This is a genomic window from Microvirga rosea, assembly GCF_020595095.1.
GTDB lineage: Bacteria > Pseudomonadota > Alphaproteobacteria > Rhizobiales > Beijerinckiaceae > Microvirga > Microvirga rosea.
On sequence record NZ_JAJDOP010000021.1, the window covers coordinates 21,109 to 42,718 of the forward strand.

24 protein-coding genes and 1 pseudogene are annotated in these 21,610 nt (G+C 62.9%); 16 read left to right on the top strand and 9 right to left on the bottom strand.

Features of this window, described 5'->3' with window-relative positions:
• The first annotated feature begins 61 nt into the window (after positions 1 to 61).
• From LJD17_RS23030 to LJD17_RS23040, 3 genes are all read left to right on the top strand, one after another.
• Positions 62 to 1,294, top strand: a complete 1,233-nt coding sequence (locus tag LJD17_RS23030) for an RluA family pseudouridine synthase (RefSeq protein ID WP_406600869.1) — start codon at positions 62 to 64, stop codon at positions 1,292 to 1,294.
• Between the two features lie 123 nt (positions 1,295 to 1,417).
• On the top strand, positions 1,418 to 1,879 hold the full coding sequence (locus tag LJD17_RS23035; protein WP_227386539.1) for a hypothetical protein: 462 nt from the start codon (positions 1,418 to 1,420) through the stop codon (positions 1,877 to 1,879).
• A 130-nt stretch (positions 1,880 to 2,009) separates the two neighbouring features.
• Positions 2,010 to 2,615, top strand: coding sequence for a GNAT family N-acetyltransferase (locus tag LJD17_RS23040; protein WP_227386540.1), 606 nt, complete (start codon positions 2,010 to 2,012; stop codon positions 2,613 to 2,615).
• A 15-nt stretch (positions 2,616 to 2,630) separates the two neighbouring features.
• On the opposite strand, the gene LJD17_RS23045 is transcribed toward LJD17_RS23040, so the two are convergent.
• Entirely contained in the window at positions 2,631 to 3,968 is a 1,338-nt protein-coding gene (locus LJD17_RS23045) for a globin-coupled sensor protein (protein ID WP_227386541.1), read from the bottom strand.
• A 212-nt stretch (positions 3,969 to 4,180) separates the two neighbouring features.
• Between LJD17_RS23045 and LJD17_RS23050 the strand changes: the two genes are divergently transcribed.
• The 3 genes from LJD17_RS23050 to LJD17_RS23060 all read left to right on the top strand — a co-directional run bounded on the left by LJD17_RS23050 (position 4,181) and on the right by LJD17_RS23060 (position 6,794).
• Positions 4,181 to 5,251 carry a patatin-like phospholipase family protein gene (locus LJD17_RS23050; protein ID WP_227386542.1) on the top strand — a complete coding sequence of 357 codons (1,071 nt, stop codon included), beginning with the start codon at positions 4,181 to 4,183 and terminating at the stop codon, positions 5,249 to 5,251.
• 68 nt (positions 5,252 to 5,319) lie between these two features.
• Entirely contained in the window at positions 5,320 to 5,997 is a 678-nt protein-coding gene (locus LJD17_RS23055) for an HAD-IA family hydrolase (protein ID WP_227386543.1), read from the top strand.
• Positions 5,998 to 6,014: 17 nt separating this feature from the next.
• Positions 6,015 to 6,794, top strand: coding sequence for an ATP12 family chaperone protein (locus LJD17_RS23060; protein WP_227386544.1), 780 nt, complete (start codon positions 6,015 to 6,017; stop codon positions 6,792 to 6,794).
• Positions 6,795 to 6,830: 36 nt separating this feature from the next.
• On the opposite strand, the gene LJD17_RS23065 is transcribed toward LJD17_RS23060, so the two are convergent.
• Complete coding sequence (locus tag LJD17_RS23065) at positions 6,831 to 7,208, bottom strand: hypothetical protein (protein ID WP_227386545.1); 378 nt, start codon at positions 7,206 to 7,208, stop codon at positions 6,831 to 6,833.
• 154 nt (positions 7,209 to 7,362) lie between these two features.
• Here LJD17_RS23065 and LJD17_RS23070 point away from each other — a divergent pair, with 154 nt between their 5' ends.
• Complete coding sequence (locus LJD17_RS23070) at positions 7,363 to 8,895, top strand: acyl-CoA carboxylase subunit beta (protein WP_227386546.1); 1,533 nt, start codon at positions 7,363 to 7,365, stop codon at positions 8,893 to 8,895.
• Positions 8,896 to 8,989: 94 nt separating this feature from the next.
• Positions 8,990 to 9,790 (top strand): hypothetical protein, encoded by an 801-nt coding sequence (locus LJD17_RS23075; protein WP_227386547.1) that lies wholly within the window; start codon positions 8,990 to 8,992, stop codon positions 9,788 to 9,790.
• 70 nt (positions 9,791 to 9,860) lie between these two features.
• Here LJD17_RS23075 and LJD17_RS23080 read toward each other — a convergent pair whose 3' ends face one another.
• Both LJD17_RS23080 and LJD17_RS23085 read right to left on the bottom strand, forming a co-directional pair.
• Complete coding sequence (locus tag LJD17_RS23080; RefSeq protein ID WP_227386548.1) at positions 9,861 to 10,475, bottom strand: alpha/beta hydrolase; 615 nt, start codon at positions 10,473 to 10,475, stop codon at positions 9,861 to 9,863.
• A gap of 61 nt (positions 10,476 to 10,536) precedes the next feature.
• Complete coding sequence (locus LJD17_RS23085) at positions 10,537 to 11,463, bottom strand: ring-cleaving dioxygenase (protein WP_227386549.1); 927 nt, start codon at positions 11,461 to 11,463, stop codon at positions 10,537 to 10,539.
• A gap of 308 nt (positions 11,464 to 11,771) precedes the next feature.
• On the opposite strand from LJD17_RS23085, the gene LJD17_RS23090 reads away from it, so the two are divergent.
• From LJD17_RS23090 to LJD17_RS23110, 5 genes and pseudogenes are all read left to right on the top strand, one after another.
• On the top strand, positions 11,772 to 12,185 hold the full coding sequence (locus LJD17_RS23090; RefSeq protein WP_227386550.1) for a hypothetical protein: 414 nt from the start codon (positions 11,772 to 11,774) through the stop codon (positions 12,183 to 12,185).
• A 113-nt stretch (positions 12,186 to 12,298) separates the two neighbouring features.
• A complete protein-coding gene (locus LJD17_RS23095) occupies positions 12,299 to 14,299 on the top strand; it encodes an acetyl-CoA carboxylase biotin carboxylase subunit (protein ID WP_227386551.1) in 2,001 nt (666 codons plus the stop codon).
• Between the two features lie 18 nt (positions 14,300 to 14,317).
• Positions 14,318 to 14,743: pseudogene (locus LJD17_RS23100) on the top strand (gamma-glutamylcyclotransferase family protein); the annotation flags it as partial.
• 212 nt (positions 14,744 to 14,955) lie between these two features.
• Positions 14,956 to 15,255: an acylphosphatase gene (locus LJD17_RS23105; protein ID WP_227386553.1), complete on the top strand. Its 300-nt coding sequence runs from the start codon at positions 14,956 to 14,958 to the stop codon at positions 15,253 to 15,255.
• Between the two features lie 47 nt (positions 15,256 to 15,302).
• Positions 15,303 to 15,929, top strand: a complete 627-nt coding sequence (locus tag LJD17_RS23110) for a glutathione S-transferase family protein (RefSeq protein WP_227386554.1) — start codon at positions 15,303 to 15,305, stop codon at positions 15,927 to 15,929.
• Between the two features lie 6 nt (positions 15,930 to 15,935).
• Here LJD17_RS23110 and LJD17_RS23115 read toward each other — a convergent pair whose 3' ends face one another.
• The gene (locus LJD17_RS23115) at positions 15,936 to 16,343 is read right to left on the bottom strand and encodes a rhodanese-like domain-containing protein (RefSeq protein ID WP_227386555.1); all 408 of its coding nucleotides are present in this window, start codon (positions 16,341 to 16,343) and stop codon (positions 15,936 to 15,938) included.
• A gap of 62 nt (positions 16,344 to 16,405) precedes the next feature.
• Here LJD17_RS23115 and LJD17_RS23120 point away from each other — a divergent pair, with 62 nt between their 5' ends.
• Both LJD17_RS23120 and LJD17_RS23125 read left to right on the top strand, forming a co-directional pair.
• A complete protein-coding gene (locus LJD17_RS23120; protein ID WP_227386556.1) occupies positions 16,406 to 17,119 on the top strand; it encodes a DUF599 domain-containing protein in 714 nt (237 codons plus the stop codon).
• Complete coding sequence (locus tag LJD17_RS23125) at positions 17,097 to 17,369, top strand: DUF3253 domain-containing protein (RefSeq protein ID WP_227386557.1); 273 nt, start codon at positions 17,097 to 17,099, stop codon at positions 17,367 to 17,369. The genes LJD17_RS23120 and LJD17_RS23125 overlap by 23 nt, the downstream gene beginning before the upstream one ends.
• A 3-nt stretch (positions 17,370 to 17,372) precedes the next feature.
• On the opposite strand, the gene LJD17_RS23130 is transcribed toward LJD17_RS23125, so the two are convergent.
• Both LJD17_RS23130 and LJD17_RS23135 read right to left on the bottom strand, forming a co-directional pair.
• Positions 17,373 to 18,170 carry a YdcF family protein gene (locus LJD17_RS23130; RefSeq protein ID WP_227386558.1) on the bottom strand — a complete coding sequence of 266 codons (798 nt, stop codon included), beginning with the start codon at positions 18,168 to 18,170 and terminating at the stop codon, positions 17,373 to 17,375.
• Positions 18,171 to 18,190: 20 nt separating this feature from the next.
• Entirely contained in the window at positions 18,191 to 18,895 is a 705-nt protein-coding gene (locus tag LJD17_RS23135; RefSeq protein ID WP_227386559.1) for a ribonuclease activity regulator RraA, read from the bottom strand.
• 157 nt (positions 18,896 to 19,052) lie between these two features.
• On the opposite strand from LJD17_RS23135, the gene LJD17_RS23140 reads away from it, so the two are divergent.
• On the top strand, positions 19,053 to 20,003 hold the full coding sequence (locus LJD17_RS23140; protein ID WP_227386560.1) for a DUF6454 family protein: 951 nt from the start codon (positions 19,053 to 19,055) through the stop codon (positions 20,001 to 20,003).
• A gap of 55 nt (positions 20,004 to 20,058) precedes the next feature.
• Here the strand turns inward: LJD17_RS23140 and LJD17_RS23145 are convergent, their stop codons facing one another.
• Positions 20,059 to 21,231 (bottom strand): isovaleryl-CoA dehydrogenase, encoded by a 1,173-nt coding sequence (locus LJD17_RS23145; RefSeq protein WP_227386561.1) that lies wholly within the window; start codon positions 21,229 to 21,231, stop codon positions 20,059 to 20,061.
• Between the two features lie 156 nt (positions 21,232 to 21,387).
• Positions 21,388 to 21,610 (bottom strand): autotransporter domain-containing protein (locus LJD17_RS23150; protein WP_227386562.1); only part of this gene is annotated, 223 nt, incomplete at its 5' end.

The window sequence follows — 21,610 nt, forward strand, 5'->3', positions numbered from 1 at the left end:
GGCTTCACCCGCCTTCACGCCTCGATTGCCGCCCGGCGCGCGCTCTGTTACCCACTCTTTCATGAGACAGAATGGTTCAGGCCGAAATGGCGGTCGCGGCGGGCGCGCCGGAATGCGGGAAGGCGCCCGCCCCCGTAAGGACAAGAACTCTCGCCCCAGCGAGAGTCCGAGATCACGTGCGTCAAAGCCGAGCGGGGTGGGGAAGGCTCAGTCGCCTGCCGCGCCGCGCAACAAGCCATCCGAGGCGCCTCGTACTCCGACGCGGGCCCAGGCAAAGGCCGCAGCGCAGGAGACCTTGGCGACAGGGGTTCAGACCCTGGTGGTCGAGCCCGACGAGGCCGACATGCGGATCGACCGGTTCCTGGTGGCGCGGTTTCCGCAGCTGGCGTTCACGCATATCCAGCGCATCGTCCGCAAGGGCGAGCTGCGCGTCGATGGCAAGCGTGCCCAGCCGAGCGACCGCCTGCAGGCGGGGCAGAAGGTGAGGGTGCCGCCCCTCAAGCTCGATCAGCCCAAGCTCGTGGCGCGGAGCGCCGCGAAGGATCAGAGCGATCGGGAATTCCTGAAGTCCATTACCCTTTACGAGGACAAGGACGTTCTCATCATCAACAAGCCCATGGGGCTGGCCGTCCAGGGTGGCTCTGGCACGACCCGACATGTGGACCAGCTCCTCGAGTCGATGCGGGACGACGAAGGGCAGCGGCCGCGTCTCGTGCACCGTCTCGACAAGGACACCGCCGGGTGTCTGGTGATCGCCAAGACCAGGTTCGCCGCCTCAACGATGGCGAAGTCCTTCCGGTCGCGGACCACCCGCAAGATCTACTGGGCCCTGGTTGCAGGCGTGCCGCGGGTCCGGCAGGGCCGCATTTCGACCTACCTCGCGAAGGAGGGGGATGAGGGCGACTCCCGGATGCGGGTGGCAAAGCACGGGGATGAAGGGGCGAGCCACGCGCTCACCTACTACGCCATCGTCGATACGGCAGCCCAGAAGCTTGCGTGGCTTTCGCTCAAGCCCGTCACGGGGCGCACCCATCAGCTGCGCGCTCATGCGGCCCATATCGGCCATCCGATCGTTGGGGATCCGAAGTACTTCGATATCGAGAACTGGGAACTCCCAGGGGGGATTCAGAACAAGCTGCACCTCCTCGCACGGCGTATCGTCATCGCTCACCCCAGAACAGGTAAGCCGATCGACGTCACGGCACCGTTGCCGCCGCACATGCAGCAAAGCTTCAACCTGCTCGGATTCGACGCTGGCCGATATGATCCGATCGTTGACGCGCCTGAAGAATAGGCGCGTCACATTTCCTGAAAATCTTTCTTCTCGTAGTCGCACTTTTGCCGCGCCCTGAGCGCAGCATCAGGGTTCTCGGCAAGTCTTTTGTGGCAGGCCGGGCCATTGCAAGGAGAAAGATCAATGGAACATAAGCATCTTGATCAGCTCCGTAGCGTAGCCGATGTTCAGCCGAGGTCGATGACTCGGCAGGAGCGCCTTCAGCGGTGGGTCGAGCTTCTTGAGCGCAACCCCACGCGACGCCTGAATTCCCTTGGTGAAATCGAGTACAAACCGCCGGCAGAACGGGCCTTGATCCGAGTCGAGGATTCCCCGCTCTCCGTTGCATACGAGGATCCAGTCCTTCGGGCCGAAGGCCTTGCCAGCGACAGGCTCGGCGATGCCATGAACTTCTTCGAGCTATCCGATGGCCAAGCGCACTATGCTCTGTGTTCTTGCCTCAGCGGGCGCACGATGGAAGCCGCCTCATTCGCCCAGCGCCTTCGCAACACCACGGACGGAACTGGCTGGCGGCCGGTCGCCGGCGCGTGGGCTTTGGCAGGTCTCGCCATGACCTTGCCCGGATTCGTCTACCTGTTCACTTGAAGCAGAAGACGAGCCGACCGACGACAATTCATGATCAGGAGACCTTTGGGTCTCCTGATCGGTGCCTTTGGCTGTTGCTTCGTGGCCGCTGATCGGTAACAAGGCAACGGACCATAAAGGCAGCAATATCATGCTTCATATCGAGCCGGTCACTCTGGAGACCGACCATCTGATCCTGCGGCCCATGAGCCTCGACGACGTGCCCGGCTTTGCGCAAGCCGCGAAAGACGGCGCGTTGTGGGAAAAGAAAACGACTACCGTTCCGCAACCCGACGCCTTTGGGCCCTACGTGCAAAAGGCCCTGGAACTTCAGTCGGTGGGCCTTGCGCTGCCTTTCACGACCGTTGTTCGCGAAGGGCAGCAGATCGTCGGGTCAACCCGCTACATGAACATCGATGCCGCCAACCATCGGGTCGAGATCGGAACGACGTGGATCGCACGCTCCTGGCAGCGTTCTTTCGTGAACACCCATGCGAAGTACCTGATGCTGCGGCACGCTTTCGAAGTTCTGGGATGCAATGCGGTCGAGCTTCGGACGCATACCAAGAACGACCAATCTCGCGCCGCCATCGAACGCCTTGGCGCCAAGCTCGACGGGATCCTGCGCCGGCACATGATCATGCCGGACGGCCACATCCGCGATACCGTCGTCTACAGTATCGTCAGCGATGAATGGCCGGCCGTGAAGGCTCGCCTCGAAGAGCGCATGGCAAGGGACGCCGCGCGCTCCGCCTGATGGCGAAAAGCCAGGTCATGCCGCCCGAGCGGTCTCCAGGAAACGATCGATATCGTCGCGCAGGCGGGTCAATTGCTGGTCCAAGGTCTCCTTGGCCCGCGACACATGGTGCGCGGCCGAGGCCGCGGACGCGGTAGACCCGTTCAGCGTCTCGATGCTGCGCACCATGGCTTGCGTGTGACCGCTCGTCTGCTGCACATTGCTGGCGATGTCGGACGTCACGCTGGCCTGTTCCTCGACGGCGGCCGCGATTGCGGTTGCGATCCCGCTCACTTCTTCTACGACACGGGCGATGTCTTCGATCTCGCCGGCGCTCTTGTCGGTGGCGGTCTGGATGGCGGCGATACGGGAGCCGATCTCCGTCGTGGCTTTGGCCGTTTGGGTGGCGAGGGCTTTGACCTCCTGGGCGACGACCGCGAAGCCCTTGCCGGCTTCGCCCGCATGAGCCGCCTCGATCGTCGCGTTCAGGGCCAGCAGGTTCGTCTGGGCTGCGATCTGATCGATCAGGTCGACCACGTCTCCGATCTCTCGTGCCTGAGCGGAAAGACCGGTCATCGATTCCTTCGTGCGCTGCGCGCTTTCGAGGGCTTGGCGCGCGACATCCGCCGACCGGATGGCCTGCGCGCCGATTTCCTGCACGGATGCGGCGAGCTGCTCCGTTGCTTCGGCTCCCGATTGCATGTTCTGCGCCGTCTGCTCGGCGGAGCTCGTCACTTCGCTGGCGAGGGAGCTTGCGACATCCGCGGCACTGTCGAGTGTCGCGGCGCTCACGGAGAGCGCCTCGCTTGCTTCTCCTGAAATGCGCAAACTCGCCTGAACGGCGCCGGAGAAGGACGCAATAGCTTCGGCCAACTGCGCGCCTCTGCGCTGACGTTCCTGAACCAGCGCTTCCTGATAGACGGATATCGCATAATCCATGTCGAGCATGACGGCCTTGTTGATCGCGGCCATCTTGCGCGCGAGAGCCGCGCCGCTGAAGCGGTGTTTCGCGGCCAGGACCTGAAGCAGTTCGTTCAGAATGAAGGAATAGCCGCCGATGTACCATTGCGGTTCGAGGCCGATCCGGCTGTGAACGAGCCCGATGCGCCGGATGCTCTCTACATACTCCTTGTCGAAGCGCCCGCTGAAAAGCCGTTTCCAGTGTTGTGACTGGGCGCCGATCAAACGCTGCTGCTGAGATCCGACCAGCTCCGCCAGATAGGGGACCGTTCCGACATGGGCATAGAACCGGGCGAGGACTTGGGGAAGAACAGGTGCGACGGTGTCCCAAAGGGATCTAAGATCCTGGCAGATTTCTTCGGTAATGCCGAGAAAGCGAAGTCTGTCGGAAAGTATCTTATCGTCCTGTATCATAGCGCCCCATGCCCTGATTTTTTTCGATAACTAGGGCCATGAAGTTAACTCTGCCTTACGAGCAACTTCATCTTGTCGAGATATCAGGAAATTTTTCTTCCTCTACGGAAGCTGCCGATCATGGCATCGTCGGCATCCCGGTTTCCCCTGGTTCCCAGGTCCGTTAAGGTCGATGCGACGAGGGGCCTTCTTCGGCCTAAGCAGGAGCGATCATGACGACGGGTCGGGCGGCGCGGACAAACGAGGGCTCTCATGGGCTGATCGGGCCAAGGACCGAGAAGATCGTCTCGCTCGCGTTGCAGGGCGGCGGGGCGCACGGGGCATTCACCTGGGGCGTGCTCGATTATATTCTGGAAGACGGACGCCTTGGGATCGAAGCGATTACCGGCGCAAGCGCCGGTGCGATGAACGCCGTGGTGCTGTTCGAAGGCTGGCTCGAGAACGGAGCCGACGGGGCCCGCGCGCAATTGCGGAGCTTCTGGAAGCGCGTCAGTTTGGACGGCGTGTTGTCGCCGCTGCAGCGGTCCGTGTTCGACCGTTTCCTGACATTCTGGAGTTCGGACAGCCTGCCGACGCAATCCCTGGTCAACGCGTGGGCCCGTATGGCCAGCCCGTACGATCTCAATCCGCTCGATATCAATCCGTTGAGGGACGCGTTGAGCGGGTTGATCAATTTCGAGCGTGTAAGGGCCTGCGCCGACGGGAAACTCTTCATCACCGCGACGAACGTCTGGACCGGCAAGATCCGGATCTTCAAGCGCGACGAACTCACGGTCGATCATGTTCTGGCCTCTGCTTGCCTGCCGATGGTCTTCAAGGCCGTCGAGATCGATGGCGAGCCGTATTGGGATGGCGGCTATACAGGAAATCCGGCGCTCTTTCCGCTTTTCTACGAAACCCGAACGGACGATGTCCTGCTGGTCCAGATCAATCCGATCGAACGCCGCTCAACGCCGCGGACGGCCCAGGAAATCCAGAACCGCCTGACGGAGATCACATTCAATGCCAATCTCCTTCATGAACTGCGGATCGTGGAATTCGTGATGCGGCTGATCGATGAAGGAAAACTCTCGACCAGCAACTACAAGCGGGTTCTGATGCACCGGATCGACGGCAATCATAAGCTGGACGATTTCGCGGCCTCGTCGCGCCTGAATGCCCGCTGGAGTTTTTTCAAGGAACTCAAGGATCTCGGCCGCGCCGCGGCGCGCGAGTGGCTGGACGCGAATTACGACGCCATCGGGCAAAGAAGTTCGCTCGATCTGAAAGCCGCCTATTCTTGACGGGACCCGGAAGGCTCGTGCATGACGAGGCACCTCCCATGCCTTCTCATGCTTAACGGAACAGGCCATTGAAACTCGTCATCTTCGATGTGGATGGGACCCTGGTGGACAGCCAGAACATCATCGTCGCTGCGCAGCATCGGGCTTTCGCCGCCGTCGGGCTGGAGCCGCCGAGCCGGGAGCGGGCGCTGTCGATCGTCGGCCTGTCGTTGCCCGAAGCCTTCACGGTTCTCGTGGGGGCCGACGGGCCGGTAGACGAACTGGTGAAGGCGTACAAGGCCGATTTCAACACGCTCCGGGCCGATCCCGCCAACGCGGAGCCCCTGTTTCCCGGGGTTCTCGATTGCCTTCAGACATTGCGCGACCGGGAGGATGTGCTTCTCGGCATCGCCACGGGCAAGTCCCGCCGTGGGATCGCCCACCTTCTGGAGCGTCACGGATGGCACGGCGATTTCGCCACCATCCAGACGGCCGATGACGCGCCGTCCAAGCCACATCCTGCGATGATCCTTCAGGCTATGGCAGAGGTCGGCGTGGATGCGCGTGACACGGTCATGGTGGGGGATTCGAGCTTCGACATGGCGATGGCCCACGCGGCCGGCGTTCTACCGGTCGGCGTGACATGGGGCTTTCACCCCGTGGATGCCCTTTTGGAGGCCGGCGCTCAGCGCATCGTGCATTCCTATGCGGAACTCGATAGCCTGCTCGCCCATTTTCCGGCTCAGGTTTCGCCGAATCCCGCTTGAGGTCCAAGGTCACCGTCATGAGCGATAACGACTGGTTCCCCCCGGCCGATGAGCCCGATCCCATGCGTGCGGCTCAGGCTGGCATGAAGCCGACCTTGCCGAAACGGTTCTACAAGGAGGCGGGGGTCGAGGAGAAAGACGGCCGCTATGCCCTGACGCTCGATGGACGCAACGCTCGGACGCCGGGCCGCCAACCTCTGGCGGTCGACACGAAACCCCTTGCGGAAGCGATGGCCGAGGAGTGGTCGGCGCAAGGTGCCGAAATCGATCCTTCCACCATGCCGATGACGCGAATCATCAACTCCGCCATCGACGGCGTGGCGCCACGGAAGGGCGAAGTGGTGGACGACCTCGTGCGCTATGCCGGTTCCGACCTGATTTACTACCGCATGAGCGAGCCGGAGCGTCTGTCGCAGGCACAGAATGCTGCCTGGGACCCGATTCTGGCCTGGATCCGGGACAGGCATGGGGCGAGGTTCGCCCTGGCGGAGGGCGTGATGCACGTCTCTCAGCCCAAGGAGGCGGTCGCAGCGGTCCGCCGGGTCGTGGAGGGCGTGTCCTCTCCCGTGGCCCTGGCGGCGCTTCACGTCATGACGACCCTCTCAGGATCCGTTCTCATTGCCCTGGCCCATGCCGATGGCATCATCTCGGTGGAAGACGCCTGGAAGGCGGCCCACGTCGACGAGCTGTTTCAGGAGAGCATCTGGGGCGAGGACTACGAGGCCTCGGAGCGCCGGCGGCGACGCTATGAGGATTTCATAGCCGCTTCAAAGGTTTACAAGCTCGCTCAGCGCTAGAGTTCCGCTGCTGCGCGAGCTCGAATCATGACGGACTCAGGCGCGCTGGAACCGGATGCCGCATTTCTTTTGAATGGAGGCTTCTTCAATGGCTTGCATGTGCCCTTTGAGACGAGCGAGCTCCGCCGTCTGGGCATTGTTGCCGCCCACAAAGAAGGCGGCCGGCCAGAAGATCACGATGGCCGCCGTGGTCGCGACGGTGTCCTTCGTCCGTTGAGAATCCTGCACGCCAGAGGCCGCCGCAGCGGCGCTGCTGACCCGCTGAGCCTCCTGGCCCAGTTCCCTGCAGCTGTAGCCGCTGTAACTGGCCGCGGAAACGTAGGAGGCTGCGACGTCCTCAGACCGGCTGGCGCAGCCGGCAGCCATCAGCGCTAGGGTACAGGCGACCGAACAGGATTTGGGCAAAGCGTTCATGGGATCTCCAGTTGGGAAACGTTGTTATATAACATCTCTTAGCGACTGTTGCTTTCCCTGTGAAGTAAGGCACAGCACACTATGGTGGGATGTCTGATCGCGAACGGCTGTGCTAAGGCGGGACAGACTCCTTCGTGACGTGCAGGGCAGCTCCATGAAAGACATCCTCGAACGGCTTGAAGACCGACGGGCACAGGCCCGTCTTGGCGGTGGCGCAAAACGCATCGAAGCGCAGCATGGGCGCGGGAAGCTGACCGCGCGGGAGCGGATCGAACTGCTGCTCGATACCGGGTCGTTCGAGGAATTCGACATGTTCGTCGAGCACCGCTCGACGGATTTCGGGATGGAAAAGGCAAAGATTCCTGGGGACGGCGTTGTCACCGGTTGGGGTACGGTCAACGGCCGTACCGTCTTCGTCTTCGCGAAGGACTTTACCGTCTTCGGAGGATCCCTGTCGGAAGCTCACGCCCAGAAGATCATCAAGATCCAGGACATGGCGCTGAAGATGAGGGCGCCGATCATCGGCCTTTTCGATGCGGGCGGCGCCCGCATCCAGGAGGGTGTCGCGGCGCTCGGCGGCTATGGCGAGGTGTTCAAGCGCAACGTGATCGCCTCGGGCGTGATTCCGCAGATCTCCCTGATCATGGGCCCCTGCGCCGGCGGCGACGTGTATTCGCCCGCCATGACCGACTTCATCTTCATGGTCCGCGACCGTTCCTACATGTTCGTCACCGGACCGGATGTGGTGAAGACCGTCACGAACGAGACCGTGACCTCGGAGGAGCTCGGCGGCGCCAAGATCCACACCACCAAATCCTCGGTGGCGGACGGCGCTTACGACAACGATGTGGAAGCGCTTCTCCAGATGCGCCGTCTTCTCGATTTCCTGCCGTCGAACAACCTGGACGGGACCCCCGAGTGGCCGAGCTACGACGATGCGGGCCGGGTCGACGAGAGCCTCGATACCCTGATCCCGGACAATCCCAACAAGCCTTACGACATGAAGGAGCTGATCCTCAAAGTCGTGGACGAGGGCGATTTCTTCGAGATCCAGGAAGCCTTTGCCCGCAATATCATCACCGGCTTCGGCCGCATCGAGGGGCGCACGGTCGGCTTCGTGGCCAACCAGCCCATGGTGCTGGCGGGCGTTCTCGACGCGGATGCTTCACGAAAGGCCGCGCGGTTCGTGCGGTTCTGCGATGCGTTCAATATTCCGATCGTCACGTTCGAGGATGTGCCGGGGTTCCTGCCCGGAACCGCACAGGAATACGGCGGCCTGATCAAGCATGGGGCCAAGCTCCTCTTCGCCTATTCCGAGGCGACCGTGCCGCTGGTGACGGTCATCACCCGCAAGGCGTTCGGCGGGGCGTATGACGTGATGGCCTCCAAGCACGTCGGCGGCGACGTGAATTATGCCTGGCCCACTGCGCAGATCGCCGTCATGGGGGCGAAAGGCGCGGTGGAAATCATCTTCCGGCAGGACATGAACGATCCGGAGAAGATCGCAGCGCGCACGAAGGAATACGAAGATCGCTTCATGTCGCCATTTGTGGCGGCGGAGCGCGGGTATATCGACGAAGTGATCATGCCCCATTCGACGCGCCGGCGGATCGCCCGAGCCCTGGCGATGCTCCGGCACAAGGAAGTCGAGCGCCCGTGGAAAAAGCACGACAACATCCCGTTGTAGATTGACCCTATCCTTTTTAGTCGGGGGATGAATTTCCGCCCCTGCTTGTCGACGAAAATCCCCTCTGTTTCGATCTGAAGCAACGGAGGGGGCGATGCCGGACGTCAGAGTTTCCTTTCTGCTCGCATGGGCGCTGCTCGGTATGGGCGGATGCGCGGCGGTTCCCGATGAGGGGCCGGTCGCGGGGCGAACCGTCGAGGCCATTCTCAACGGCGTGCAATGCGAGTTCGCCATCTACCTGCAAAAACACCCGGACAGCCCGGTGGCGAAGAACCTCCTGAGCGGGAAGTGGGTCGCCGGCGGTGAACTTGAGACGAAGATCGACACGGCCGCCGGCGGGAAAGCCAGTGTCGGTGCCTCGGCCATTCCCATGGGGTCCGGAGCGTTCGGATTAGGAGCGGGCTTCGATCGCAGCGAACGGCGGGGACGAGCTTCCAAGATCCGGTTTCGGATCCCCGCCACAAAGGCCGCGAAGGCTCTTTGCGATTCATCGACGCCTGTTGAAGGAATCGGCGTCGAAGAGTGGCTTGCCCAATACGCGTCCCTGACGCCCGCGGGCCTTCCTCTGGAGCCGAAGGATTTCACCTATGGGCTGACCTTCGCGGTCAGCACCGGTGCGAACGGATCGGTGACGGTTCTCCAGGCTGTCCGGGTCAGCGCCGAAGCCTTCGCGAAGAGAGACGATGTTCAGCTCCTGGCTTTGGCGATCAACCCGCGCCCGGATCCCTTCACATATGTGAAGATCGTATCGGGCGCCGGTGCCGGAGCGCACACTTTGTCGGAGGCGGACAAGGCGCGATCCCCGCTGATGGCCCCCATCGTCGTACCCATCCCGGGGCCGTCGGGCATCGACGTGTTGCTCGATCAGAAAAGGCGCGAGCTCCTGCCGCAGTGAAACGCTCCAGGCGCTGCGTCCCCGTGCCACCTCACCGGTCGGTTCGATGAGGCGGCGTTCGGGCGAAAGTTCAGGACAGGGCTTTCAGCCATGTCTGGCAGAGTTGAATGTCGGCTTGCGACAGGCCGTGCCCGATGGGCAGGACCTTGTGGTTGACCAAAGCCCCCGCCGCCGTGAGCTGTGCCGCGAGACGAGCGGCATTGTCCGCCGGAATGATCGGGTCGAGCTGCCCCGATACGAGCAACACGAGCTTCCCGGCCAGATCGGTCTTTGGAGGATCGCCCAAGGGCACCATGCCCCGCAGGAGCGCGGCTCCCGCCAGGATCTCCGGACGAAGCATCATCAGAGCGGCCGCGATATTCGCACCGTTGGAGAAACCGACCGCGACCGGCGGCTCGAGACCGTATGCGTCTCTCGCCTCGATGATGAAATCGGCCAGCTCGTTCGCCCGGGCTCTGACGTCCTCCTCGTCGAAGACGCCTTCCGCGAGGCGCCGGAAGAAACGGGGCATGCCGTTTTCCAGCACTTTGCCGCGCGGCGAAAGCAGGGCCGAGCCGGGCGAGATGATTTGACCGAGCGGCAGGAGATCGTCCTCGTTGCCGCCCGTGCCGTGCAGAAGCAGCAGAGGAGGGCGCCCAGGCTCGGTCGCAGGCACATAACGATGGATGAAGGACAATTCGCTCATGATGTTGTCTTTCACCCTGCGCCCGAAGGCGCAGGGTTGCAGGGGATCGGACGTAAGTCGTTCAGGCCAGGGCCGGCAGGACGGTTTCGATCTCGCTCCGACGCTGCTCGAGGAACGGCGGGAGTTTCAAATCCTGTCCAAGCCGTTCCCGAGGCTCGTCGGCCGTGAAACCCGGTTCGTCGGTCGCGATCTCGAACAGAATGCCGCCCGGCTCCCGGAAATAGACCGACCGGAAGTAGTTGCGGTCACGCTGCTCCGTGGTCCTGATGCCATGGTGTTCCGCAAGGCGCCGGACCATGGCGTCCTGAGCCGCGTCGTCGGCGGCACGGAACGCCACATGGTGGACGGATCCGCCTCCCTGGCGCCCGGGGAGGAAGCCCTTGGCGCTCCGGATATCGACCGTTCCGCCAATCGCCGCGTCACCGCTGTAGCGGATCAGCGACCCGTCCCGGCTGGTCTCGCGAAACCCAAAGACATCGGTGAGAATCGCGCCGGTCCGTTCGGCATCCTCGACAAGCAGCGTGACGCCATTCAACCCGCGGATGGCCGCGTCAGTCGGAACATCGCTTGCCCAGGGCGCGGCTCCCTCCGCATCGGCGATTCCGACAAGAGCGAGGTTCATGCCGTCCGGATCCTTGAAAGCAAGGACGCTCTGGCCGAACCGCTTCTCCGGGGCTTGATGAGCGACGCCTTTCTCCAGCAGACGGTGTGCCCAGAACCCGATGGACGCTTCCGGCACGCAAAAGCTCGTTTCCTGGGTCGACCCGACACCGGCGCGACCGGGAGCGACATGCTCCCAGGGGAAGAACGTCAGGATCGATCCCGGCTCACCGGATTCATCGCCGTAATAGAAATGATAGGTCCCGGGATCGTCGAAGTTGACGGTCTTCTTCACGAGCCTCAGTCCGAGAACCCGCGTATAGAAATCCATGTTCCGACGGGCCGGGCCCGCAATGGCGGTGACGTGGTGAATGCCGTGATGTGCCATGATCGCCTCCAAGCGACGAGCGGGGCGAAATCCCGCGTTGATCGTCACTTAGGAAAGCACGGATCGTTTCCCTATGGCGGAAAGGGTCTCCTTGCGCCGATGCAAGGTAGTTTGGATTCATGTTGGCAATTGTCGGCACATTTGCCGTGAGGCGCCGGCAATATTCTGGCAACCAAAAAGCCTCAGCATCGCTTAACCTCAACGGAAGGTCGGAATCTTCTGTTAACGTTTTAGCCCCTCCCGCCGTGTGACTGTCCGGCCAGACAGGAAAATGACCGGCTTCGCAAATGTCGGGAGGAGTGACCCAGATGATGAGCCTTGATCTTCGGCAGTTCATCGAGAGCGCAATCGACAGGCAGTTCATCTCTGCGGATGACGTGCAGGCTCTCAAAGGTCACATCGCCAAGGACGGCCTCGGGTCGAAGACTGAGGTCGAAGCGCTCCTGGCGCTGGATCGCACGGTTCCGGCGGACGCAAGCTGGCTTCCGGCCGTAACCTCTCTGGTCGCCGATTTCGTGGTTCATGGGCGCCAGCCCGCAGGAAGCGTCGAGCACGAGGATGCCTTGTGGCTCGCAACCGTCCTGGAAGTCGGCGGTCCCACCCGCACGGCCATGGCCATCGCCTATGCGGTTCTCGATCAGGCGGCGCATGTGGGAGCGGCCCTGCTCGATTTCATCATGCGCGGCCGCCAGCAGGAGCGGGAACAAAGTATCGCGGCCTAGATCCCCGCATTGGCATCGGCAGACGAAATGCTGAACCCGGCCCGCTTCCCGAAACCGCCGATGTGCAGTAACGGGAGTGGGACAAGAATTTGGGTGGAAGCGTTCGAGGGCTCATGTTCGACAAGATCCTGATCGCCAATCGCGGCGAAATCGCCTGCCGTGTCATCAAGACGGCCCGCCGCCTGGGCATCAAGACGGTTGCCGTCTATTCCGACGCGGACCGGGATGCGCTGCATGTGGAGATGGCCGACGAGGCGGTGCATCTCGGCCCTGCGCCGGCCGCCCAGTCCTACCTGGACATCGACAAGATCGTCGCCGCCTGCCGTCAGACCGGCGCACAGGCGGTCCATCCGGGCTATGGCTTCCTCTCGGAACGGGAAGCCTTTCCGAAGGCCCTCGCCGAGGCTGGAATCGTCTTCATCGGCCCCAATCCCGCGGCCATCGCCGCCATGGGCGACAAGATCGAATCGAAGAAGGCTGCGGCGGCCGCGAAGGTTTCGACCGTGCCCGGCTTCCTGGGAATTATCGAAAATCCCGAGCAGGCGGTCACGATCGCGGACGAGATCGGCTACCCGGTCATGATCAAGGCGTCGGCAGGTGGCGGTGGCAAGGGCATGCGCATCGCTTATTCGGCCGGCGAAGTGGCTGAAGGCTTTGCGCGGGCGAAGTCGGAAGCGGCAAGTTCTTTCGGTGACGATCGGGTCTTCATCGAGAAATTCATCACCGATCCGCGGCACATCGAAATCCAGGTGCTCGGCGACAAGCACGGCAACGTGATTTACCTCGGCGAGCGTGAGTGTTCGATCCAGCGGCGCAACCAGAAAGTCATCGAGGAAGCACCGTCGCCTCTGCTCGACGAGGCGACGCGGCGGCTCATGGGCGAGCAGGCCGTGGCTCTGGCGAAGGCGGTCGGCTACGACAGCGCCGGCACCGTGGAGTTCGTCGCCGGTCAGGACAAGTCGTTCTATTTCCTTGAGATGAACACCCGCCTGCAGGTGGAACACCCGGTGACGGAAATGATCACCGGGATCGATCTGGTCGAGGAAATGATCCGAGTCGCGGCGGGCGAGAAGCTGCGTCTTTCCCAAGGGGACGTGAAGCTCCGGGGATGGGCGGTGGAGAGCCGCATCTATGCGGAGGATCCCGTTCGCAACTTCCTGCCGTCGACGGGCCGTCTGGTCACTTATCGACCGCCGCAAGAAGGCCAGGAGGGCGAAGTCAGCGTCCGCAACGATACGGGCGTTTACGAGGGGGGCGAGATTTCGATCTATTACGATCCGATGATCGCCAAGCTGGTCACCCATGCGCCGAGCCGCGAGCAGGCGATCGCGGCTCAGGCCAAGGCCCTTGACGCCTTCGCGATCGACGGTATCCGCCACAACATTCCGTTCCTGTCGGCCCTGATGCACCATCCGCGCTGGCAGGAAGGACAGCTGTCGACGGGTTTCATCGCCGAGGAATTTCCGCAAGGGTTCAAGCCCGCGCAGCCGGTGGGCGAAATCGCCCGTCGCATCGTGGCGGTCGGCGCGGCCATCGACCATCTGTCCAACGAACGCAAGCGCCAGATCTCGGGCCAGATGCGCCCGCATGGTACTGTGCGGTTCGACCGGGAGCGGGCCGTTATGGTCGGACCCGATCGGTATGATGTGGTGATCGAGGATATCGAAGACGGAATCGCCGTCGTCATGGACGGCGAAGCCTGGCCCATCGCCTCGGGCTGGAGGCCTGGTGAGCCGGTGTGGACGGGCTCGGTGGGCGGCGAGACCGTTGCGGTGCAAGTGCGGCCGATCCTCAACGGCGTCTTTCTCTCCCATGCGGGCGCATCGGCGGAAGTGCGCGTCTACACCCGCCGGGAAGCCGAGCTGGTGGCCCTGATGCCCGAGAAGGTCGAGGCCGATACGGGCAAGAAGCTGCTGTGCCCGATGCCGGGGCTCGTGAAGGTCGTCTCCGTGAAGGAGGGGCAGGAGGTCAAGGCGGGCGAACCGCTCTGCATCGTCGAGGCGATGAAGATGGAAAACGTGCTCCGCGCCGAGCGCGACGCCACCGTGACCAAGATCCACGCGAAAGAGGGAGACAGCCTCTCCGTCGACGCCGTGATCATGGAATTCGCTTAAGTCCGAGACACTCCGCTCATGCCGCTCTATTTCGCCTACGGATCCAATATGGATCGCGCCGCGATGGCCCGGCGCTGCCCGGCCTCGACGGTGATCGGGCCGGGACGGCTGATGCGCCATCGGTTTTTCATCTCCGGCGACGGCTATGCCTCGATCGCGCGCGATCCTCGCGGAGCCGTCTGGGGGCTCTTGTGGGATTTGGCCCTCGCGGATGTACCGGCGCTCGACAGGTACGAGAGCGTGTCGAGCGGTCTCTACAACAAGGTCGTTCAGCCGATTCTCACGCCCGAGGGACCGCGCCGCGCAATCGTGTATGTCGGACGCAGCCATAAGCCAGGAATCCCGAAGCCCGGTTACATGGAGGGTGTCGTCGAAGCGGCCGAGGAGGCAGGGCTCGCCCGCGAATACATCCACAGCCTCTTTCACTGGCTTCCTCATGCGCCTCAAGCGCCGCAACCTGTGGACATACCGCGTGTTCGCCCGCGCTGGAGCGCTCCGTCCGGATTGCCGGGCAGGATCCGCGGAGCCTGATCCGCACCCACGCGAACCTTTGCCTTATGGGCGCGTTGAGTTGCCGGTACGCGTAGAACGCGAGGGATGAACAGGATTATGCTGGCCGCCATATCGATGTGCGGCCCGTCCATCATTGAGGAACCATGGCTTCGAACCGCATTCTGCACGTCGTCATTCATGGCCGGGTTCAGGGCGTCGGGTTTCGCGCCTGGACCCATCACCAAGCGGAACTTCACGGGCTGAAGGGCTGGGTCCGCAACCGCAGGGACGGCACGGTCGAGGCGGTCTTCTCCGGCTCCGATCAGGAGATCGAAGCCATGCTGAAAGCCTGTCGCCAAGGACCTCGCGGCGCGGTCGTCGAGCGGATCGAGCCGGTGGAGGCCGACCCCGATGCGGCGGACATCAACGGCGATTCCCCCTTCGAGGTTCGTGCGACCCATTAGCTGCCGTCAATTCGGCCCTGCTTTCACGCTGAATCCCGGTGAGTTCCATGCTGAAACTCTTCTATTCCCCCGGCGCAGTCTCGCTTGCGGCCCATATTGCTCTCGAAGAGGCGCGGGCGGCCTATGAACTGATCCGCATCGATTTCAAGTCTCAACAGCAGAAGAGCGCCGACTATCTCGCCATCAATCCCCAAGGCCGCGTGCCGACTCTCGTGACGGAGGATGGAGCGCTGACGGAGACGCCGGCCATCCTGCTCTATATCGCCCGGAGATTTGCCGATGCGCATCTCGCGCCCGCCGATCCCTGGCGATTTGCCCGGATGGTGTCGGTCATCAGCTACGTGGCATCGACCGTTCACGTGGACAACGCGCATCTCAACCGCGGCTATCGATGGGCGGACAGCTCCGCCGCCATCGCGGAGATGCGCCGCAAGGCGCCGGACGTCATGGCATCCGATTTGCGCCTCCTGGAAGACCAGATGGGGCAGGGGCCCTGGATCCTCGGCGACCAATACACGGTTGCCGATGCACATCTGTTCGTCATGACGTGGTGGGCCGAACCGGACGGGGTGCCGCTGTCCCGGTTTCCGAACCTGCGCGCTCATCTGGACCGGATGCAGGAACGGGAGGCCGTGCAAAGGACTTTCATGCAGGAAGGATTGTCCTTCCGGTAGTTTTCTTCAATCGTTCGGCAACGTCGTCTCGACGGGGCCGCCCGCCTGCTTCCAGGCGGTAAAGCCGCCCTCGATATGGGCGACGGGGCGCAGGCCCATATCCTGCGCGGTTGCGGTCGACAAAGCGGAACGCCATCCTGCGGCGCAGAAGAAAATGAACGTCTTGTCCTGCGCGAAGGCGGGCTTGTGATAAGGGCTTTCCGGGTCGATCCAGAATTCGAGCATCCCGCGCGGGCAGTGGAGAGCGCCGGGAACCCGGCCCTCCCGGTTAAGTTCCCTTGGGTCACGCAGGTCGACGAAAACCGTGTCGTCACGGCCGAACCGGGCGATGGCTTCCTCGGCGGTCAGGGTCTCGATCTTGGCATTTGCTTCCTCGAGCAACGCCTTGTAGCCGCGGGTGATCGTCTGGGTCATAGGCCGCCCTCCGTTTGAAGCTTTGTCAAAACTGGGCATGATGGCCGAAGAGTCAACCGGAGATGGATGTGCTGGGCTTTACCGTTCTGGATTTCGTGGCGCTGGCGTTCTTTCTGCTTGCGTGGTTTGGCTACTATGCGGCGGTCGAGCTGACGAAAGCCGGTGGGAAAAGCCTGAACACGATCATGCACCCCTACCGGTACCGGTGGATGGAACAGACCGTCGTGCGGGAAAACCGCATCGTCGATACCACCATCCTCGGGGCTCTCATGAACGGGACGGCGTTCTTCGCCTCGACATCGCTGATCGCCGTGGGCGGCGTGCTGGCGCTGCTGCGTTCCGCCGATGCGGTTCTGCCGATCTTCGCCACGCTTCCCTTCAGCAGCGCCACCACGCCGCTGACCTGGGAAATCAAGGTGATCGGTCTGGCCGTGGTCTTCGTCTACGCGTTCTTCAAGTTTGCATGGGCCTATCGGCTGTTCAACTACATGGCGATCATCGTCGGCTCGATTCCGGTTCTGCGGGACGACAATCGGAAACAGGCGGAGTTCGTGGCACGGCAGGCGGCATCCATGAATGTGGTTGCGGGCAAGCACTTCAACCGCGGTCAGCGCGCATTCTTTTTTTCTCTCGCCTATCTGGGCTGGTTCGTGCACGCCTATCTTTTCATGGCGGCAACTGCCTGCGTGCTCTATGTCATGTGGCGGCGCCAGTTCGCCTCAGAGGCGAGGCTCGCGGCCCTGGGCATGGATTATGACGAAGACAGCGACGGCTGAAGAACTCGAAACAACGATGCTGGAGCTGGTTGCCGCGCGCGGTGCGGGAAAGACCATCAGTCCGACGGACGTGGCGCGGGCAATCGGCGGGGACCGGCCGGAAGGGTGGGGGCCCCTGATGCAGCCCATCCGCCAAACGGCGGTGCGGCTGATGAAGCAGGGCCGGGTCGTGATTCTGCGCAAAGGCCGTCCGGTGGATCCGGACGATTTCAAGGGTGTCTACCGGCTCACGGTTCCCGAGAGCGCCTGACGCTCAGGGGGCTGGAAGGAGCGTGGTCGTTCTGCCGGCGGCATAATAGCCGATCAGCCCCGCCCATTCCTTTGCCGCCACATCGAGGCGCCGCAATCCGTCCGATACGAACGCGAAGGGGCGAAGAGAATCCTCTGAAGCGCCCGTGCGATAATCGACCGGGTAAGGAATGACCTCCAATCCCACCTTTCGAAAGGCCCCCATGGAGCGGGGCATATGCCAGGCGGATGTGACGAGAAGCCAGCGGCCGGCTTTTTCAGGGTCGATCAGCTCGCGCGAAAAGATCGCGTTCTCCGCCGTGGTGCGCGAACGATCCTCGACAATGATGCGGCCGGGATCGATGCCGACGCCCTTGAAGTACGCGGCGATGATCGGCGCTTCGGCTACTCCATCCCCGAAGACCGTTCCGCCGCCGCCGGAGATCAGGATTTTCGCCTGGGGGTAACGATAGGCCAGCGTGAGAGTGTCGAGCACCCGCTCGGACGACTCGTTGGCCACGATGCTGCCTCTCGACACGGAATCGGCGGCATCGACGGCGCCGCCGAGGAGGATGATCCCGTCGATCGGTTTCCCATCGTCGCGGAACATGGGAAAGCGCTCTTCGAGGGGCCGCAGAAGCGCGCTGGAGATCGGCAGCAATCCGAGGGCCACCGTGGATATTGCGGCGACGAGGGCCAGCCCCGTTCCAAGCCGCCGCCAACGTCTGCTCAGGCTCACGACGAGCCCAAGCAGAACGAGGCTGATCAGGAGGTTCGACGGCGTCGCGAAGAACCAGGCGATCTTTGAAGCGTAATAGAACAAGTCTTGTCCGCCCGCTGCGTCTACGAGCCGCCCATTTCCGCCTCGTAGCGGGCTCGGTTCTCAGCATTCGGCGGATAAAGGCCGGGGAGCGGCACGCCTTTCTCGACCTCGCGCATGATCCAGAGCTCGAGGCGCTCCTGCTCGACCGCGGCCTTCGCGACGTCCTCGACGAGGGCCGCCGGAATCACCACGACCCCATCGCCGTCGGCAACAATGACATCATCGGGAAACACCGCGACGCCGCCGCAGCCGATCGGCTCCTGCCAACCTACGAAGGTAAGACCGGCCACGGACGGTGGAGCGGCCGCGCCGGAGCACCACACCGGCAATTCCGTTCCCTCGACGCCGGCCGCATCGCGCACCACGCCGTCCGTCACGAGAGCGGTCACGCCGCGCTTCTTCATGCGGGCGGTCAGGATGTCGCCGAAGATGCCCGCATCCGTCACGCCCATGGAATCGACCACCGCGATGCAACCCTCGGGCATGTCCTCGATGGCCGCCCGCGTGGAACGCGGTGATGACCAGGATTCAGGCGTCGCCAGATCCTCGCGGGCCGGCACGAAGCGGAGCGTGAAAGCCCGGCCGACCAGGCGCTCTGCCGCGTTGAACATGGGCACGGGCCCCTGCATCCAGCAGCGCCGGATGCCCTTTTTCAGAAGAACCGTCGTGAGCGTGGCGGTGGACGTCGCGCGAAGGGCGTCGACGATGGCTTTATCCAGGGTCATGGCGGTGCCTCTCATGATCGTTATTCCGAACTCATAGCGCCCGCTGGGGGGATCGGCTACCCAGGAAAAGCTGGCCTGTCACATTGCCGATACGTCAATCCGCTCCAAAACAGATGACGCCCGTGTTTCGGGCGGTCCTGACGCTGGAGAATGATCGATGCCCCGTTTATCCGCCTGCCTGGCTGTCCTGGTTCTCACGATGGCAGGTCCTGCCGCATTTGCCGCCGAAGCCGACCGCGATCTCCTGGCCGAGCGGGTGACGAAATTGTCGCGCTCGACCCAGTGGAAGCCCGTGACCGCGGTCTCGATCAACTTCCCGACTTTTCACCCGCAGGGCATGGTGAAGATCGGCGATACGCTCTACGTGTCCTCGGTCGAGATCAAGACACCCACCAAGCGCTTCGCGCAGCCGGTCGACGGGTTCGACCGCGACACGGGGGAGGGCGTGGCCCATCTCTTCAAGATCGACATGAAGGGGAACCTCGTCTCCGAAATCACGCTCGGGGAAGGATCGATCTACCATCCGGGCGGAATCGATTACGATGGCCGTTACATCTGGGTTCCGGTGGCCGAGTATCGGCCGAACAGCCGCTCCATCGTCTATCGGGTCGATCCCGAGACGATGCAGGCCACGGAGATGTTCCGGTTCGCAGATCACGTCGGCGGTCTCGTCCATGACACGGACGACAATTCGCTCCACGGGGTGAGCTGGGGCTCACGCCGCTTTTACCGTTGGGCACTGGGGCAGGATGGAAAGCCGACCAATGCCGATGAGGCTCCCGAGAAGCTGCGCAAGCTCAACACGTCCCATTATCTCGATTATCAGGACTGCAAGTATGCGGGCGGCCACCGCATGCTCTGTTCGGGCGTGACGGAGATGCGCGTCACCACCGAGGGGCCCTTGTTTCGCCTCGGCGGGCTCGACCTCGTGAGCCTGACCGACGGACGGCCGCTGTTTCAGACGCCGATCCTCCTCTGGACGGCGTCCGGTTTCGACATGACCCACAACCCGGTCTGGATGGAAACGAGCGACACGGGGCTTCGCGGCTATTTCATGCCGGAAGACGATAAGTCGACCCTGTATGTCTATGAGACCGAGGTCAAATAGCGCTCTAGTCGCCAAGGAGAGGCGCACGTGCGTTTGCCGTGCGCCTCTTTGAACGTCACGCGGTCTTTTCGAACAATTCGCGCCCGATGAGCATGCGCCGGATCTCGCTGGTTCCCGCGCCGATCTCGTAGAGCTTCGCATCGCGCAGCAGGCGGCCGGTCGGATAGTCGTTGATATAGCCGTTGCCGCCGAGGAGCTGGATGGCGTCGAGGGCGCATTGCGTCGCTTTTTCGGCCGCATAGAGAATGGCGCCGGCCGCATCCTCGCGGGTGGTCTCCGCCCGGTCGCAGGATTTGGCCACCGCGTACACGTAGGCCTTGCAGGCGTTCATCGTCACATACATGTCCGCGACCTTCGCCTGCACGAGCTGGAAGCTGCCGATGGGCTGCCCGAACTGCTTTCGCTCGTGGATGTAGGGCAGGACGATGTCCATGCAGGCCTGCATGATGCCGAGGGGGCCTGCCGCCAGCACGGCCCGCTCATAGTCCAGTCCCGACATGAGCACGTTGACGCCCTTGCCGACGCGGCCGAGGACGTTCTCCTCGGGGACCTCGCAATCCTCGAACACGAGCTCGCAGGTATCGGACCCACGCATGCCGATCTTGTCGAGCTTCTGCTGGGTCGAAAAGCCCTTGAAGCCGCGCTCGACGATGAAGGCCGTCATGCCGCGCGGACCTGCGTCCGGATCGGTCTTGGCATAGATCACCAGCACGTCCGCCGTGGGGCCGTTGGTGATCCACATCTTGTTGCCGTTGATGATGTAGCGGTCGCCGCGCTTTTCCGCATGAGTCCGCATGGACACCACGTCCGAACCCGAGCCAGGCTCCGACATGGCGAGGGCGCCGAGGTGCTCGCCGGAAATCAGCTTCGGCAGATAACGGCGCTTCTGTTCCTCGCTGCCGTTGCGGCGGATCTGATTGATGCAGAGGTTGGAGTGAGCCCCATAGGAAAGGCCGACGGAAGCCGAACCACGGGAAACTTCCTCCATGGCGATCACGTGCTCGAGATAGCCGAGGCCGATCCCGCCATATTCCTCCTCGACCGTAATCCCGTGCAGGCCGATCTCTCCCATCTTGGGCCAGAGGTCCCTGGGAAACTCGTTCGTCTGATCGATTTCCTGAGCGCGCGGCGTGATGTGATCGCGCGTAAAGTCGCGGACGGTTTCGCGGATCGCTTCCGCTGTTTCGCCGAGGTCGAAGTTAAAGGTCTTCTCGATGTTCCGTAGCATTCATCCCTCCCAGACCCATCCGACGGTCCGCAGGGGCGAGACGGGATGGTTTGTTATGATGCCATTTTGGTCAGCAATGCTGCCCTTTTCAAGCACTCATAACAAAGAAATGGGGGAGAAGAGGGAAATCGCCCATGGGTGATTTCCGATTCAGTCCTAGTGGGTATCGAACATCCAGGTGAGGTTGCCCTTGAGGGAATGCTCCTGCGCCCTCGCGCCGATCTGGCCGGCATAGCTCGCCCCCAGGCTCACGCTCCGGCTCGCCTGCCAGGAAAGCCCCGCTTCCGCCACCAGCGCATCCCGGTCCACCGGCACCCCCGACACCGCAAACGGGCTCGCCCCGCCGGCAAACGCCAGAAGGGTCGAGGGCACGACATCG